The organism is Arthrobacter sp. P4_F11 (assembly GCF_056401395.1).
Genome location: NZ_JBFUJK010000023.1, coordinates 35,799 through 51,133, shown reverse-complemented (window position 1 = coordinate 51,133; position 15,335 = coordinate 35,799). Strand labels below are relative to the sequence as shown.

Genomic DNA, 15,335 nt, shown 5'->3' with positions numbered 1-15,335 from the left:
GAGTAGGTCACCGCCGGAACACCATTAACGGTCGAGGTCCCCCACCACCAGGTGGGGGTCCTCCCGCATTTAACCCGTCATTCAGCCCGGGGTCCCCGCAACACCTGCGGGAGCATCCCGCCACACCCCGCCAAACGTGAGGGAGCGTCGGGGAACAACGCCACAGCCGCCGTCAGCCGCCCCTGGATCAGGGAGCTGCCCGCCGGCCGGCGGCCGCCGACAGAAGTGCCGCAGGAGGTTGTGAGACTTCCCACCGCGGGCCCCCGTTGACCTGGTGCCGTTAGCCGGTGGCGGGTTGCTCGCCTAGAATTGGGGGAGATGTACGGACTTCGAAGCGCTTGATTTCGGGTTGCGTAGGAAACGAAACACGGAACAGAGCGGCTGCGATTGCGCCAGTGGTCAGCTCACAACAGGAGGACCCCAGCATGGCTGAGCACAATGATGGCAACCGCGGCGGCAAGGCCCACGGCAACTCTGGCGGACGCAGTTCCGATGGAGCCCCTTTCCGCGGCACCAGCAACTCTGGCGGCGATCCCCGCGGATTCCGTTCCAGGGAAGACCGTGACCGTAAGCCTTATGGCGATCGTGCTCCGCGTGAGGGCGGGGACCAGCGCGGCTTCGGAAACAGCGAGCGTAGGCCGTACAGTGGCGGCGGTGAGCGTAAGCCTTATGGTGATCGTGCCCCGCGTGAAGGCGGGGGACAGCGCAGCTTTGGTGGCGACAGCCGCCCGTCCTATGGTGACCGCAAGCCGTACAGCGGCGGCGGTGACCGTAAGCCCTATGGTGACCGTGCCCCGCGTGAAGGCGGGGATCAGCGCGGCTTCGGCGGTGGCGGTGAGCGTAAGCCGTATGGTGACCGTGCCCCGCGTGAGGGCGGGGGTCAGCGCAGCTTTGGTGGCGACAGCCGTCCGTCCTATGGTGACCGTAAGCCGTACAGCGGCGGCGACCGTGACCGTAAGCCTTATGGCGATCGTGCTCCGCGTGAAGCTGGGGGTCAGCGCAGCTTTGGTGGCGACAGCCGCCCGTCCTCTGGTGACCGTAAGCCGTACAGCGGCGGCGACCGTGACCGTAAGCCCTATGGTGACCGTGCCCCGCGTGAAGGTGGGGGTCAGCGCAGCTTTGGTGGCGACAGCCGTCCGTCCTATGGTGACCGCAAGCCGTACAGCGGCGGCGACCGTGACCGTAAGCCCTATGGCGATCGTGCCCCGCGTGAGGGCGGAGGACAGCGCAGCTTCGGCGGCGGTGGCGACCGTGACCGCAAGCCGTACAGCAGCGGCGAGAACCGCAAGCCCTTTGGCACCCGCGAGGACCGTCCCGCACGGGGCTTCGACCGTGGCGACTCAGGCCCGCGCCAGTACGGACGCGACCGCCCCGAGGACCGTCCGGTTCGCGTGCCCAATGCCCGCGACCTCCGCAGCGCCAACCGCCCCGACCGGGAGCGTTCACCCCAGATCGACGAGGACGTCACGGGCAAGGAGCTTGACCGTGCCACGCAGCACCAGATCAAGACCCTCGAAGGCACCAGCGCCGAATGGGTGGCCCGCCACCTCGTCATGGCCGGGCGGCTCCTGGACGAGGAACCTGAGCTTGCCTTCCAGCATGCCCTGGCAGCCAGCCGCCGTGGCGGACGCCTCGCGTCCGTCCGCGAAGCTGTCGGCCTGACCGCCTACGCAGCCGGCCACTATGGTGAAGCCCTTCGGGAATTCCGGACCTACCGCCGGATCAGTGGCTCCAACATGCACCTGCCGGTCATGGCCGACTGCGAACGCGGCCTTGGCCGCCCGGACCGTGCACTGGACATGGCCCGGTCCGACGAAGCCAAGGATCTCGACGCCCCCGGCAAGGTGGAACTGGCCATCGTTGCAGCCGGTGCCCGCACCGACCTCGGGCAGCTCGACGCCGCGGTTTCCGAACTGGAAATCCCGCAGCTGGACATCAACCGCGCCTTTTCCTACAGCCCCCGGCTGTTCCGTGCCTATGCTGACGCGCTGACGGCAGCTGGCCGCGCTGCCGAAGCCACCAAATGGCAACGCCAGGCCACTGTGGCAGAAAACGCGCTGGGCCTCGGGGCTGACGAGGAACCCGACATCATCGATCTCGGCTGGGACGAGGAAGAAGAAGCCCGCGAGGAGGAACGGCAGCGCCGCCTCCGGGCGCAGGAGCATGCCGACACGCACGCCGGAACCGAAGAGCGCGCACCGCGTGCCGCAGGTGCCGCTGCCGCGGCAGAGGCCACCGGCGCCGCAGCCGGTGTGGCCGGCTTGAACGCGGGCGATGAGCTCGCCAGCGACGACGCCGAAGCCGACTACTTCGAGTCTGACGACCCCGAGTCCGACCTGGATTCAGTGGAATCCGACGTGCTCGACGAAGCTGATCACGAAGCTGATGACGAAGCGATCGCCGAGTCCGACCTGGAACTGAACGATGACGCGGACCAGGAACTCTCCGCTGACTCAGAGCGGGCCCAGCACGAAAGTGTGGAGGACTAATCGCATGACGGGTACCGCCCTGATCTCCACCTTTGATGCCCTGCTCTCCGATCTTGACGGCGTTGTCTATGCAGGGCCCAACGCCATTCCCGGGGCCGTCGAGTCGCTGCGCCGGCTGGCCGGGGTGGGCGTCGGGCTGGGCTACGTCACCAACAACGCATCCCGTTCCCCGGCACAGGTGGCCCAACACCTGCGCGATCTCGGCGCCCCCGCCGAGGACCACCAGGTGGTGAGTTCCTCGCAGGCGGCGGCAGCGCTGCTGGCGTCGATGCTGCCGGCCGGGGCGCACGTGCTCATCACGGGCAGCGCCGCCCTTGCCCAGGAAATTGAACTGGTCGGCCTGGTTCCCGTCCGCGGCGCGGAGGGAGACCCCGTCGCCGTCGTGCAGGGCTTTAGTCCGGAACTTGGCTGGAAGGACCTCGCCGAGGCGTCGTACGTCGTCGCCGGCGGCGCCCTGTGGGTGGCCACCAACACGGACTGGTCCATTCCCCAGGCGCGTGGAATCGCCCCCGGTAACGGGACGCTCGTGGCCGCCGTGGCAGCCGCGACCGGCAAGAGCCCGATCGTGGCCGGCAAACCCGAAGCCCCACTGTTCCACACTGCCGCCAAGCGGCTGGCGGCGGACCGGCCGCTGGTCGTAGGTGACCGCCTGGACACCGACATCCTGGGCGGCAACAACGCCGGTTTCGCCACCGTCGCTGTGCTGACCGGAGTGGACACAAGGGAATCGATCCTCGCGGCACGCTCTGTGGAGCGTCCCGATTTCCTCATCAATGACCTGACCGGCCTGTACGCGCCATACCCCGCCGTAGAGCACGACGCCGGGCGGTTCCGCAGCGGCACGGCCACGGCGATCGTGCGGGGGCAGTCGGTCCACATCAGCGGCGACCCCGCCGACCTCGATTCGTGGCGAGCCGCCTGTTCGGCCTGGTGGGCCGCAAACCCCGAGACGACCAGCGCACTGGCTCCGGTCCTCGAGTGGTCCGATCACTAGGCTGGACACATGAGCGAGCTACACCAGGGACTGGACCAGGCCCCAGACGAACAGCCGGCTGAGGCGCCGACCCCTGCGGCCGACGTCGCCTGGCCCGAGCTGCCGTCGCAGCAGCTCCCCGCGGAGCTGTCCGGGCACGCCGCACCAGAACACGCGGCACCAGAACATACGGCAGCAGTCCTGGATCCGGCCGTCAATGCTGTCCTGGACCGCCTCGGGGCCGTGCAGCAAATGCCTGTGTCCGGGCACGGCGAAGTCTATGCGGGCATGCATGACGCCCTGCTGGAGGCCCTGAACGAAGACGTGGCCGGACACGCCGGCGTGGCGCGCCGCATCCATGCCGCGGGGAACGGGGGATCGTGAGCCGGCTAGACCAGGCACTCGTCAGCCGGGGGCTCGCCAGGTCCCGGACCCATGCCGCCCGGCTCATTGCCGAGGGCAAGGTGAGCTATGGCGGCGAGGTCCTCGCCAAGGCGTCCCTGCAGGTCCCGGACGACGCAGCGCTGGACGTCACGGCCTCGGCCGAGGACGGCTACGTCAGCCGCGCCGGGCACAAACTGGCCGGCGCGCTGGATGCCTTTCCCGCCGTCGACGTCGCAGGCAAACGGTGCCTCGACGCCGGCGCCTCCACCGGCGGGTTCACGGACGTGCTGCTTCGGCGCGGTGCTGCCCACGTGGTGGCCGTCGACGTGGGGCACGGCCAGCTGGTGCCGGAAATCCGGAATGACTCCAGGGTTTCCGTGCACGAAGGCCTCAACGTCCGCTACATGGCGGCCGCGGAAATCGGCGGACCGGCCGCTCTGACGGTGGCTGACCTGTCCTTCATCTCGCTGACGCTTGTGGTGGCGCCACTCGCGGCCTGCACCCTGCCCGGCGGCGACCTCGTCCTCATGGTCAAGCCACAGTTCGAGATCGGCAAGGACCGGCTGGGCCGGACCGGCGTTGTCACCTCGGAACGCGAACGCCGGCTCGCCGTGGGCAAGGTGGCTGCCGCCGCCGTGGACGCGGGCCTGGTCTTGTCAGGCCTCGCCCAGAGCCCGCTGCCGGGCCAGGACGGCAATGTCGAATACTTCCTGTGGATAAAACGCGCGATGTCGGAAGTCCCGCCTAAGATCGAGGAGCGGGACGCAGCTGTTGCTGCGTTGCTCGGAACAATCTGGCCGAACCACTAGTACCACCAGAAGGCGGAACCTGATGAGCAGGCGTGTCCTGATCCTGGCCCACACAGGGCGCGAGGAGTCCCTCAAGGCTGCCTGGGAAGCCTGTGCGCTGCTGCACGAATCCGGGCTCGTCCCCGTGCTGCAGGAGAACGAGCTCGGGGACATGGTCCGCTTCTTCGGCCGGCTCGACCACCCGGTCGAGGTCCTTCACGACCACGTGAAGCTGCCCGAGGTGGAACTTGTCATGGTGCTCGGCGGGGACGGCACCATCCTCCGGGCTGCCGAACTGGTCCGCGAAGTCGACGTGCCGCTGCTTGGGGTGAACCTTGGCCACGTGGGGTTCCTGGCCGAGAGCGAACGGGCCGACCTCGCCCAGACCGTCGAGTGGATCGCCAGCCGTGACTACACGGTGGAGGAGCGCATGACGATCGACGTCCAGGTCTGGGTCCGCGGCCAGAAGATCTGGCACACCTGGGCCCTGAATGAGGCCGCGATCGAAAAGGGCAACCGGGAACGGATGCTGGAGGTGGTCACCGAAGTCGACGAACGCCCCCTGACCTCATTCGGCTGCGACGGGGTGGTCCTGGCCACGCCCACAGGCTCCACGGCCTACGCGTTTTCCGCCGGCGGTCCCGTGGTGTGGCCCGAAGTCGAGGCCCTCCTGATCGTGCCGATCAGCGCCCATGCCCTCTTCGCGAAGCCGCTCGTGGTTTCGCCGCGGTCCCGGCTCGCCGTCGAGATCCTGAACCGCACCGACGCCCAGGGCGTCCTCTGGTGCGACGGCCGCCGCTCGGTGGATCTGCCGCCCGGCGCCCGCGTCGAAGTGACCCGCTCCGCAACGCCGGTGCGTCTGGCCAGGACGCACCAGACCCCCTTCTCCGGCAGGCTCGTGCGCAAATTCCAGCTCCCCATCCAGGGCTGGCGCGGCCCCGTGCCCCAAACCCGGGCCATCCACACCGGCCCCCTCCCGATCATCCGCACGCCCCGTCCCATGCCGCCGCTTCCCTCGCCGCGCCACGAGGGAACTGCCGACGTGCCCGACCCCTCGACAGATCCCACAACCGAGAAGTGAACCATGCTTGAAGAACTGCGTATCCGCGACCTCGGCGTCATCACCGACGCCACCCTGCCGCTGGGCCCGGGCCTCAGCGTGGTGACCGGTGAAACCGGTGCCGGCAAGACCATGGTGGTGACCGCCGTCGGGCTGCTCCTCGGTGCCAGGTCCGACGCCGGCGCCGTCCGCAGCGGCGCGAAGAGCGCCTCGGCGGAGGCCGTGCTGAAGCTCGACGCCGGCCACGCTGCCGTCGCGCGGTCCAGGGAAGCCGGGGCCGAGGTGGAGGAGTTCGACGGCGGTGTGGAACTCCTGCTGGCCCGCAGCGTCGGGGCCGACGGCCGTAGCCGGGCCTATCTGGGCGGACGCGCCGCGCCGGTGGGGGTGCTGGCCGAAATCGGCGAAACCCTCGTGGTGGTGCACGGACAGTCGGACCAGATCCGGCTCAAGAGCCCGGTGGCGCAACGCGGAGCCCTGGACAAATTCGCCGGCGAGAGCCTTGCCGGCGCGCTTGCCGCCTATCAGGACCTCTACGCGCACTGGCATGCCAGCCAGGGCGAGCTGGACTCCTTGCGCAGTGCCGCGCGTGAACGCCTCCGCGAGGCCGAGTCGCTGCACGTAGCCCTGGCCGAGATCGACGCCGTGGACCCGCAGCCGGGGGAGGACGAGGCCCTCAAGGCCGAGGCCGTGAAACTGGCCAACGTCGAGGAATTGCGGATCGCGGCCAGCACCGCCCACCAGGCGCTCATCGCAGAGGACTTCGGTGAAGAAGCCGACGCGACCACCCTCGTGGACGCTGCCAAACGCACCCTGGAGCACGTTGCCGAACACGACGGGGAGCTGGGCTCCGCCGCGGCACGCCTGGCCGAGGTCGGTTTCCTGCTCAACGACATCGCCGCTGAACTCGCCAGCTACCAGGCCGCCCTTGACACGGAGGGCCCGGAACGGCTCGCCGAAATCGAGGACCGCCGGGCGGCGCTGGCCAAGCTGGTCCGCAAGTACGCGCCGAGCATTGACGAGGTGCTGGTCTGGGCGGAGGCCGCCCGGGCCCGGCACGAGGAACTCCAGGACGACTCCACCCGGATCGAAGCGCTGGACGCCGAGGTCGCCCGGGCCGAATCCGAGCTCCGGAAGAAGGCCGCCGGGATCAGCAAGGCCCGCACCAAGGCCGCCAAGGACCTCTCCGCGCGGGTCAGCGCGGAGCTCACGGCGCTGGCCATGGCCGATGCCACCCTGGTCATCAATGTGGAGCCCGCAGGCCAGCTCGGACCGTTCGGGGCCGACGAGATCTCCTTCCTGCTTCAGCCGCACTCCGGCGCGCCGACCCGGCCGCTGGGCAAAGGCGCCTCGGGCGGTGAACTCTCCCGCGTCATGCTCGCCATTGAGGTGGTGCTTGCCGCCGTCGATCCCGTCCCGACGTTTGTCTTCGACGAGGTCGACGCCGGCGTAGGCGGCCGTGCCGCCGTCGAGATCGGGCGCCGGCTGGCGATGCTGGCCCAGCACGTCCAGGTCCTCGTGGTGACCCACCTGCCGCAGGTGGCCGCGTTCGCGAACCAGCACATCAGGGTCACCAAGACCTCCGTGCGGGGTGCTGACGGGGCTACCTCCACCGGCTTCACCTCCAGCGACGTGCAGCTGCTGGACGAGGCCGAGCGGGTCCGCGAACTGGCCCGCATGCTGGCCGGCCAGGAGGACTCCGAATCGGCCCAGGCCCACGCCCAGGAGCTGCTGGACGACGCCAAACTCCTCCCGCAAAGCTAGGCGGGCCCGAAAGGACCTCCGCAGGGACTCCCGCGGGGACCGCTGCCAGGACAACAATCACATCGGGATCCCGCCAAGGAACCCGTGGAAGGCCGAATTGATGATAAGCTCAAACCCCGTGGTGCAGCGATCAAACTCTCGTGTAAATTCCCGGTTTCCGGGCTCGTCCAAGACGACCAAACACATCTTCGTCACCGGTGGTGTAGCGTCCTCGCTCGGTAAGGGACTGACGGCTTCGAGCCTCGGCCACCTCCTGCGGGCACGCGGTCTGTCTGTAACAATGCAAAAGCTCGATCCTTATCTGAACGTGGATCCGGGCACGATGAACCCCTTCCAGCACGGCGAAGTCTTCGTCACTGACGACGGCGCCGAGACGGACCTGGACATCGGCCACTATGAGCGCTTCCTCGATGAAAACCTCGAAGGATCGGCCAACGTCACAACCGGCCAGGTCTACTCGACCGTCATCGCGAAGGAACGCCGCGGCGAATACCTCGGCGACACCGTCCAGGTCATCCCGCACATCACCGATGAGATCAAGCGGCGCATGCGGCTTCCCGCCGAGGGCAAGAACGCCCCCGACGTCATCATCACCGAAATCGGCGGCACGGTGGGCGACATCGAGTCCCAGCCGTTCCTCGAATCCGCCCGCCAGGTCCGCCAGGACATCGGCCGCGGAAATGTGTTCTTCCTCCACGTGTCCCTCGTGCCGTACATCGGCCCGTCGCAGGAGCTGAAGACCAAGCCGACGCAGCACTCCGTTGCCGCGCTGCGCTCCATCGGCATCCAGCCCGAGGCAATCGTGATCCGGTCCGACCGCGAAGTCCCGCAGCCGATGCGCGACAAGATCGGCCGCATGTGCGACGTCGACATCGACGCCGTGATCGGCTGCCCGGACGCACCGAGCATCTACGACATCCCGAAGACCCTGCACTCCCAGGGCCTGGATTCGTATATCGTCCGCGCCCTGGACCTGCCGTTCAAGGATGTGGACTGGACCAGCTGGGACAAGCTGCTCGACGCCGTCCACAACCCGAAGCACGAAGTTGAAATCGCGCTCGTGGGCAAGTACATCGACCTGCCGGACGCCTACCTGTCCGTCACGGAGGCCCTGCGCGCCGGCGGCTTCGCCAACGACACCAAGGTCAAGATCCGCTGGGTCCCCTCGGACGAATGCGAAACCCGCGAGGGTGCCGTGCAGTCCCTGGCCGGCGTCGACGCCATCTGCGTTCCGGGCGGCTTCGGCATCCGCGGCCTGGAAGGCAAACTCGGCGCCCTGAAGTACGCCCGCGAAACCAAGCTCCCGGTCCTGGGCCTGTGCCTGGGCCTGCAGTGCATGGTGATCGAGTACGCCCGCAACGTAGTCGGCCTCGAGGGAGCGTCCTCGTCCGAGTTCGAGCCGGACTCCAAGTACCCCGTCATCGCCACGATGGAAGAGCAGCTGGACATCGTTGACGGCAAGGGCGACCTCGGCGGCACCATGCGCCTGGGCCTGTACGAGGCCAAGCTCGACGAAGGCTCCGTCGTCGCCGAGACCTACGGCGCCACCAAGGTCAGCGAACGGCACCGCCACCGCTACGAGGTCAACAACAAGTACCGCGATCAGATCGCCGCCAAGGGCCTGTCGTTCTCCGGAACGTCGCCCGACGGCAAGCTGGTCGAGTTCGTGGAACTTCCCCGCGACGTCCACCCGTACTACGTGGCCACGCAGGCGCACCCCGAGCTCAGCTCGCGGCCCACGCGCCCGCACCCGCTGTTCGCGGGCCTGATTGAGGCTGCCCTTGGCCACCAGCGGGCCGGCGACGCCGCGCCCGCTGCCAGCAGCAGCCCGAGTGCAAAGGCCGATGCCCCGGCACCTGCGCCCAAGCCCTCGTCGGCAGCAGTGTCCAAGTAATTTCCAACTGAATCAAAGGACGGCGCGATGCCCGGTATGTCTGAGACCCCCAATGCTGCACGGCAGGTTTCGGATGAGCCGAGCCCGCGCCGTCTTTTGTCGTCCCGGAAGGTGTACGAGGGCAGGATCTGGGACGTCGTCAGCGACAGTTTCCAGCTCAACGACGACGGCGACACCCTGGTCCGGGACTATATCGACCATCCCGGCGCGGTGGCGGTTCTCCCGATGAACGACGACGGCGACGTGCTGCTGCTCCGGCAGTACCGGCACCCGGTCGGCATGGATCTCTGGGAGATCCCGGCCGGGCTGCTGGACGTCGAAGGGGAGGACTTCGTCGTCGGGGCCGCCCGCGAACTGGCCGAGGAAGCGGACCTCGTCGCGGACCGCTGGAACGTGCTGGCGGACTTCTTCAACTCCCCGGGCTCCTCCAGCGAGGCCATCCGCATCTACCTGGCCCGCGGCCTGAGTGAGGTGCCGGGACATGAGCGGCACGTCCGCACAGACGAGGAAGCCGAAATCGAACTGCGCTGGACCCCGCTGGACGAGGCCGTCCAGGCGGTCCTTGACGGCCGCCTCCACAACCCGTCCGCCGTCGTCGGCGTCCTGGCTGCTGCCGCCGCCCGCGCGGGCAACTTCGAAAGCCTCCGCCCGGCCGACGCGCCCTGGCCCGCCCATCCCAGCCAGCGCTAGTGGAACCGCTGATCGCCGAACCGCCGGCCCCGGCGCAACGTCCGGCCCCGGCGCAGCCAGCCGCTCCTGAGCGCCCGCCCGCCAGGGCGTTGACGGCGATCGACCGCGCAATCACTGACTACCTGCAGCACATGGGCGTGGAGCGGGGCCTCGCGGCCAACACCCTCTCCGCCTACCGGCGGGACCTGGCCCGCTACGCCAGGCATCTGGCCCACGCGGGCCGGGAACGCCCCGCGGAGATCACCCGGCACGACGTCACAGCCTTCGTTCAGGCGCTCTCCGACGGGTCCGACGGCGGCTCGGCCCTGGGCATCCGCTCGGCGGCCCGGACGGTGGTGGCTGTGCGCGGGCTCCACAAGTTCTGGGCCCTCGAAGGCATCACGTCCACCGACCCGGCCAGCGACGTCCACCCGCCCATGCCCGGCAAGCGGCTGCCCAAGGCCATCAGCGTCGACGAGGTCACCCGGATCCTCGAGGCGGCCGGCACGGACACGGCAACCGGCCTGCGCGACCGCGCGCTGCTCGAATTCCTCTATTCCACCGGTGCCCGCATCAGCGAAGCCGTGGGCCTGGACGTTGACGACATTTCCCTGCATACCTCCGGCGGGTCCGATGCCGGCGACGGGCCCGCGATCGTCAGGCTCTTCGGCAAGGGCTCCAAGGAACGCCTCGTCCCGCTCGGATCCTATGGGGCACGAGCCCTGGACGCCTACCTCGTCCGCGGCCGGCCCCTGCTGGCCGCCAAGGGCAAGGGCACCCCTGCCCTGTTCCTCAACGCCCGCGGCGGCAGGATCAGCCGGCAAAGCGCCTGGACCATTCTGAAGGCGGCGGCGGACAAGGCCCACATCACCAAGGACGTTTCGCCGCACACTCTGCGGCACTCCTTCGCCACCCACCTGCTGGAGGGCGGCGCTGACGTCCGGGTGGTGCAGGAACTGCTGGGGCACGCTTCGGTGACCACCACGCAGGTCTACACCCAGGTGACGGCCGATACGCTGCGGGAGATCTACGCCGCCGCGCACCCGCGCGCCCTGGGCTAAGGCACAGTCCGCCGGGTCCCCGCACCGCGCCGGTTCCGGCAAACTTTTTTGCGGCCCTGTGTAAGAAAATGCCGTTCACTGGACACTTACACATCAAGAAGAAGTCATCGATGTCCGGGGGAACCACCATGTTGGCTGCCAAAGAGCAAGCGTTCATTGATCTGCACACCCAGCACTCCGCGCGGGTCTACCGCTACATTGCCTGCCGTATCAGTGACGGACACCGCGCCGAGGAACTGGCCGCGGACGTCTTCAGAATTGCCTGGGAGAAGGAGCTGGCGGAACCGCCCGGCATTGGCTGGCTGTTGGCAACGGCCCGGAATGTGGTCGGCAATGAGTATAAGGGCCGCCGTCGCCGCCAGGAACTAGTCGAAAGGCTGAAAGACGATGTCCGCAGCCAAGCCCCCGAGTCAAACGATGAAGAACGAGCCGCAGTGGCAGAGGTGCTGGTGCAGCTCAGGGAGCGGGACCGCGAAGTCCTCATGCTCTCCTACTGGGACGAGCTGACCATCGCTGAACTGGCGCAGACGCTGCGATGTTCTTCATCCGCCGCTGCGGTTCGCCTCCACCGGGCACGCCGGGCGTTCGCGAAAGCTGCCCCCTCACATCTCATGACCGAACGGAAGGACTAGCCATGGACCGCATCGAACAGCTCATGAGGGATGCAAAACCTCGGGTGGGAGCGCCGGGAGCAGAGTCCGGAAGCGACCCTGCCCGCTCAATCGTATTTTCCACGGATCCGAATGTCGTCCTTTTGACAGGGCGCACTCCGGCACGACGCAATGCCGTGCGGGCTGCGGCCGCGACTGTACTGGCCGCTGCAGCCATCGTTGGCGCGGTGGTTGTCGGCGGCAATCTGATGCCGACAGCACCCGGGCCAGCCCAGACGGGCATCCCGGCCCCGACTGTCTCAGCCATCCCATCGCCGTCGTCCCCAACCCCGTCCACTGCCGCCCCCACGAAAGCGAGTCCTGCCGCTTTGAGCACCGGCGGGGTCGCATGCACCCCGGCCAACATTGACCAGCAGCGCAATGACCAGCAGCGCGCGATCATCCCGATTGCCCCCGCCGAACAGGGCTACTACACGGTGCTGGGCTGCGCCGGCGGATGGCTCGCCTACTCCATTTCCGGTGACGGGATCCGGGCACTCCAGCTCGATGGCGGCAACGCCTGGTTCAAGATCGCCAAACTGCAGAACGGCCGATTCCTCTGCGATGTCCGGCAGGAGTGGTCCAGCGTCTTCAACTGGGAGTTCCAAGCCACGAACAACCAGGGCCTCACGCCGCAGCAGGCCATGGACAAAGAATTCGCGGATAAGGGGATACCAGTTGAACTGAGGCCGGAGCTTGTCGGCGACGGCCCGGCCGCGGGATAGCGCCGGCAGCCTGCGGCAGCTATAGGGTTGAGCACATGAAGCTCACGCCAGTCACTCTCTGCTTCCCGCTCCGTGATGCGGAGAGCGGCACGGAGGTGCTGCTGGGCATGAAAAGGACCGGCTTTGGCATCGGCAAAATCGTGGGAATCGGCGGCCACGTGGAGCCGGGGGAGAGCGACGCCGAGGCCGTGGTCCGCGAGGTCTGGGAAGAAGCCGGGATCATAGTGCTCCAAGAGGACCTGGCCCACGCCGGCGTTGTCGAGTTCATCTTTCCGGCCCGGCCTGACTGGAACATGTCGTGCCGGCTCTTCACCACCCGGCGGTGGCACGGCGAACCCGCCGAGAGCCCGGAAATCACGCCCGAATGGTTCGACTCCGCGGCGCTGCCGCTGGAGCGGATGTGGCAGGATGCGGGGCACTGGCTGCCTCCGGCGCTGGCAGGCGAAACGATCGACGTCGTCGTGGTCCTCAACGAGGACAACGAGACTGTCGCGTCGGTCCGGATCCCGCGACGCTGAAGTCCGCGGCAACCGCGCCGCAGAATTACGCGACTCGAAATCGGGGTGCCGGGGAATGCCGCGGCTTGGCCGGTAGCCTAGGGTTCGAACATTGCGCCGAGATGAGCCACGCACTTGCGTCCCACACTGGCCAGCGGCACACGGAATATTTTGGGGGCACGGCATGAACTCGAACAATCATGACCTTCCGGTTGGGGATCCTAGGGACGGCGAGCCGTCCCGGGGCACCGGGGCACGCCGGCGCTGGCCGTGGGCGGCCGCCGTCGTTGCCCTCGCCGTGGCGGCCGTCGCCGGTGGCGTCGCGGTGGCTGGAACCATGCGGTCCGCGGACCCGGCCCCCGTGGCGGCCTCGACGGCCGCAACGACGGCACCGACACCGTTCGCTGCCCTCACGACGACGACGACGACGACGCCGCCGTCGTCGATCGGTGCGACGCCGGCGCCCTCGGCGCCCTCGGCGCCCTCGTCGTCCGCAACGTCCGATCCGGCAACCGCGGCACCTTCTGCCGGGGCCTGGCGGACCTTCACCAGCGCCGATTCAAAGGTCAGTTTCGACTACCCGGCCTCCTGGCGTGTCTCCGATGCCGCCAGGGGTTCCGGTGGGGTTGATGTTGACGTCGCGAATGAGGCCGCTGTGGTGGTGGCGTCCCTGCACGTCGGACCGTCGGGTGGACTCGGCGGCGCGTGCCAGGGCGCCGTTCCCTTCACGGTGCTCGATTCGGTCGAAGTGAATCTCCCGCACCAGCCCGCTAAGGGTTCGGTCACGCCGAGGTTTGCCTTTCGGGCACTCCAGGGACCGGACCGCGTTACGGCATCTTTCGGACTAACCGATACCCCGGCCGGGCAGAACGGCACCACTTGCATGTTCTACAACGTCGTCACCGGGCCGCCCGAGTGGCCGCTGTTCTCGTTCGCCGACGCTTTCGAAGTTCGGCCTGGGGACACGGAGGACGATCCCATGCGCAAGGGAGCCAAGACGTTCCCCTCGTTGGACGCAGCCCGGGCGTACATGCAGACCCCGGAGTACCTGAACGCGAAGCGCATGCTCACCTCGCTGAAGATCCACGAGGCCTAGCAGGTTCCGCCCAGACAGCAGACAGCAGACAGCAAACAGCACGGGCCGGCCACCTACGAATAGGTGGCCGGTCCGTGCCGGCTGTCCGGTCCCGCGCGTCCCGCAGGAAGCCCTGCTACGCCAGGTGCCGTTCCTCGACGCCGTTGTACTCGCTCAGGGGGCGGATCAGGGAGTTCGAATCCAGCTGCTCCATGATGTGCGCCGTCCAGCCCGTGATGCGGCTGGCGACGAACAGCGGAGTGAACGTGGCCGTGTCGAAGCCCATGAGGTGGTACGTGGGTCCAGTCGGATAGTCGAGGTTCGGCTTGATCCCCTTCGCCTCGTCCATCGCCGTCTCGAGCCCGTTGTAGAGGCCCAGCAGCTCCGGCCGGCCATAGTGCGCAATCATCTTGTCCAGCGCCGACTTCATGGTGGGCACCCGGGAGTCGCCATGCTTGTAGACGCGGTGGCCGAAGCCCATGACCTTCTTCTTGTGGGCCAGGGCGTCCTCCATCCAGGCCTTGGCCCGGACGTGGGCGTCCTCCAGGGACTCCTCGGGCCGGATGCCGATCTCGTCAAAGGTGTGCATGACGGCCTCGTTGGCACCGCCGTGCAGCGAACCCTTGAGGGCCCCGATGGCGCCGGTCACGGCAGAGTGCAGGTCCGAGAGCGTGGAGGTGATGACCCGGGCCGTGAAGGTCGAGGCATTGAAGGAGTGCTCGGCGTACAAAATCATGGAGACATTGAACGCGTCGACTACTTCGGGGACGGGTTCCTCACCAAACGTCATCCAGAGGAAGTTGGCGTCGTAGCCCAGATCCTCGCGGGGTTCCACCACGTCCTGGCCGTGCCGGCGCCGCTGGTCGTAGGCCACCACTGCAGGCATCGCGGCGAACAGATCGATGGCCTTGGCCAGGTTGGCTTCGCGCGAGGCGTCCTCGGCGAGGGGGTGCCGGGCCCCCAACACCGACGTGGCAGTCCGGCAGACATCCATGGGGTGCGCAGTGGTGGGCAGCGCGTCAATCACCTGTTTGACGACCGGATCCAGGGCACGTCCGGCGCGTTCCCGGGCGGTGAACTCTGCCAGCTGCTCCGCATCGGGCAGCTCGCCGTTCCAGAGCAGGTACGCGACTTCCTCGAAGCTGCACTTGGCAGCCAGTTCCTGGACGGGGTAGCCGCGGTACAGCAGCGAGTTCGTGTCCGGGTTGACCTTGGAAACCGCGGTGTAGTCCACCACGACGCCGGCGAGGCCCTTCTTAATGTCCTGTTCAGCCATGCTGAAACTCCTTTGTTCCTAACGCCTGTATAC

Annotated in this window: 14 protein-coding genes; 13 read left to right on the top strand and 1 reads right to left on the bottom strand. The window is 68.0% G+C overall.

The window, feature by feature from the left end; genetic code table 11:
- Positions 1–425 precede the first annotated feature (425 nt).
- The 13 genes from AC1DRO_RS19945 to AC1DRO_RS19885 all read left to right on the top strand — a co-directional run bounded on the left by AC1DRO_RS19945 (position 426) and on the right by AC1DRO_RS19885 (position 14,047).
- Positions 426–2,489 carry a hypothetical protein gene (locus AC1DRO_RS19945; protein ID WP_476952145.1) on the top strand — a complete coding sequence of 688 codons (2,064 nt, stop codon included), beginning with the start codon at positions 426–428 and terminating at the stop codon, positions 2,487–2,489.
- Positions 2,490–2,493: 4 nt separating this feature from the next.
- Entirely contained in the window at positions 2,494–3,483 is a 990-nt protein-coding gene (locus AC1DRO_RS19940; RefSeq protein WP_476952144.1) for an HAD-IIA family hydrolase, read from the top strand.
- 9 nt (positions 3,484–3,492) lie between these two features.
- The gene (locus AC1DRO_RS19935; RefSeq protein WP_476952143.1) at positions 3,493–3,846 is read left to right on the top strand and encodes a hypothetical protein; all 354 of its coding nucleotides are present in this window, start codon (positions 3,493–3,495) and stop codon (positions 3,844–3,846) included.
- Positions 3,843–4,655, top strand: a complete 813-nt coding sequence (locus AC1DRO_RS19930) for a TlyA family RNA methyltransferase (protein WP_476952142.1) — start codon at positions 3,843–3,845, stop codon at positions 4,653–4,655. The genes AC1DRO_RS19935 and AC1DRO_RS19930 overlap by 4 nt, the downstream gene beginning before the upstream one ends.
- Before the next feature lie 22 nt (positions 4,656–4,677).
- Complete coding sequence (locus AC1DRO_RS19925; RefSeq protein ID WP_476952141.1) at positions 4,678–5,715, top strand: NAD kinase; 1,038 nt, start codon at positions 4,678–4,680, stop codon at positions 5,713–5,715.
- A 3-nt stretch (positions 5,716–5,718) separates the two neighbouring features.
- Positions 5,719–7,455 carry a DNA repair protein RecN gene (gene recN / locus AC1DRO_RS19920; RefSeq protein WP_476952140.1) on the top strand — a complete coding sequence of 579 codons (1,737 nt, stop codon included), beginning with the start codon at positions 5,719–5,721 and terminating at the stop codon, positions 7,453–7,455.
- A 100-nt stretch (positions 7,456–7,555) separates the two neighbouring features.
- The gene (locus tag AC1DRO_RS19915) at positions 7,556–9,349 is read left to right on the top strand and encodes a CTP synthase (RefSeq protein WP_043436300.1); all 1,794 of its coding nucleotides are present in this window, start codon (positions 7,556–7,558) and stop codon (positions 9,347–9,349) included.
- Positions 9,350–9,376: 27 nt separating this feature from the next.
- Positions 9,377–10,039, top strand: a complete 663-nt coding sequence (locus AC1DRO_RS19910; RefSeq protein ID WP_476850379.1) for an NUDIX domain-containing protein — start codon at positions 9,377–9,379, stop codon at positions 10,037–10,039.
- Between the two features lie 8 nt (positions 10,040–10,047).
- Positions 10,048–11,079 (top strand): site-specific tyrosine recombinase XerD, encoded by a 1,032-nt coding sequence (xerD, locus tag AC1DRO_RS19905; protein WP_476952149.1) that lies wholly within the window; start codon positions 10,048–10,050, stop codon positions 11,077–11,079.
- A gap of 128 nt (positions 11,080–11,207) precedes the next feature.
- Complete coding sequence (locus tag AC1DRO_RS19900; protein ID WP_476952139.1) at positions 11,208–11,711, top strand: RNA polymerase sigma factor; 504 nt, start codon at positions 11,208–11,210, stop codon at positions 11,709–11,711.
- A 347-nt stretch (positions 11,712–12,058) separates the two neighbouring features.
- The gene (locus tag AC1DRO_RS19895) at positions 12,059–12,454 is read left to right on the top strand and encodes a hypothetical protein (RefSeq protein ID WP_476952138.1); all 396 of its coding nucleotides are present in this window, start codon (positions 12,059–12,061) and stop codon (positions 12,452–12,454) included.
- Between the two features lie 35 nt (positions 12,455–12,489).
- On the top strand, positions 12,490–12,972 hold the full coding sequence (locus tag AC1DRO_RS19890) for an 8-oxo-dGTP diphosphatase (protein WP_028277411.1): 483 nt from the start codon (positions 12,490–12,492) through the stop codon (positions 12,970–12,972).
- 163 nt (positions 12,973–13,135) lie between these two features.
- Positions 13,136–14,047: a hypothetical protein gene (locus AC1DRO_RS19885; RefSeq protein WP_476952137.1), complete on the top strand. Its 912-nt coding sequence runs from the start codon at positions 13,136–13,138 to the stop codon at positions 14,045–14,047.
- 115 nt (positions 14,048–14,162) lie between these two features.
- On the opposite strand, the gene AC1DRO_RS19880 is transcribed toward AC1DRO_RS19885, so the two are convergent.
- Complete coding sequence (locus AC1DRO_RS19880) at positions 14,163–15,302, bottom strand: bifunctional 2-methylcitrate synthase/citrate synthase (protein WP_476952136.1); 1,140 nt, start codon at positions 15,300–15,302, stop codon at positions 14,163–14,165.
- Between the last annotated feature and the right edge of the window lie 33 nt (positions 15,303–15,335).

Excerpts from the sequence above, each read along its gene's own strand:
- AC1DRO_RS19945 (WP_476952145.1), top strand. The coding sequence starts at position 426 with ATGGCTGAGCACAATGATGGCAACCGCGGCGGCAAGGCCCACGGCAAC.
- AC1DRO_RS19940 (WP_476952144.1), top strand. The coding sequence starts at position 2,494 with ATGACGGGTACCGCCCTGATCTCCACCTTTGATGCCCTGCTCTCCGAT.
- AC1DRO_RS19935 (WP_476952143.1), top strand. The coding sequence starts at position 3,493 with ATGAGCGAGCTACACCAGGGACTGGACCAGGCCCCAGACGAACAGCCG.
- AC1DRO_RS19925 (WP_476952141.1), top strand. The coding sequence starts at position 4,678 with ATGAGCAGGCGTGTCCTGATCCTGGCCCACACAGGGCGCGAGGAGTCC.
- recN (WP_476952140.1), top strand. The coding sequence starts at position 5,719 with ATGCTTGAAGAACTGCGTATCCGCGACCTCGGCGTCATCACCGACGCC.
- AC1DRO_RS19915 (WP_043436300.1), top strand. The coding sequence starts at position 7,556 with ATGATAAGCTCAAACCCCGTGGTGCAGCGATCAAACTCTCGTGTAAAT.
- AC1DRO_RS19910 (WP_476850379.1), top strand. The coding sequence starts at position 9,377 with ATGCCCGGTATGTCTGAGACCCCCAATGCTGCACGGCAGGTTTCGGAT.
- AC1DRO_RS19900 (WP_476952139.1), top strand. The coding sequence starts at position 11,208 with ATGTTGGCTGCCAAAGAGCAAGCGTTCATTGATCTGCACACCCAGCAC.
- AC1DRO_RS19890 (WP_028277411.1), top strand. The coding sequence starts at position 12,490 with ATGAAGCTCACGCCAGTCACTCTCTGCTTCCCGCTCCGTGATGCGGAG.
- AC1DRO_RS19885 (WP_476952137.1), top strand. The coding sequence starts at position 13,136 with ATGAACTCGAACAATCATGACCTTCCGGTTGGGGATCCTAGGGACGGC.
- AC1DRO_RS19880 (WP_476952136.1), bottom strand. The coding sequence starts at position 15,302 with ATGGCTGAACAGGACATTAAGAAGGGCCTCGCCGGCGTCGTGGTGGAC.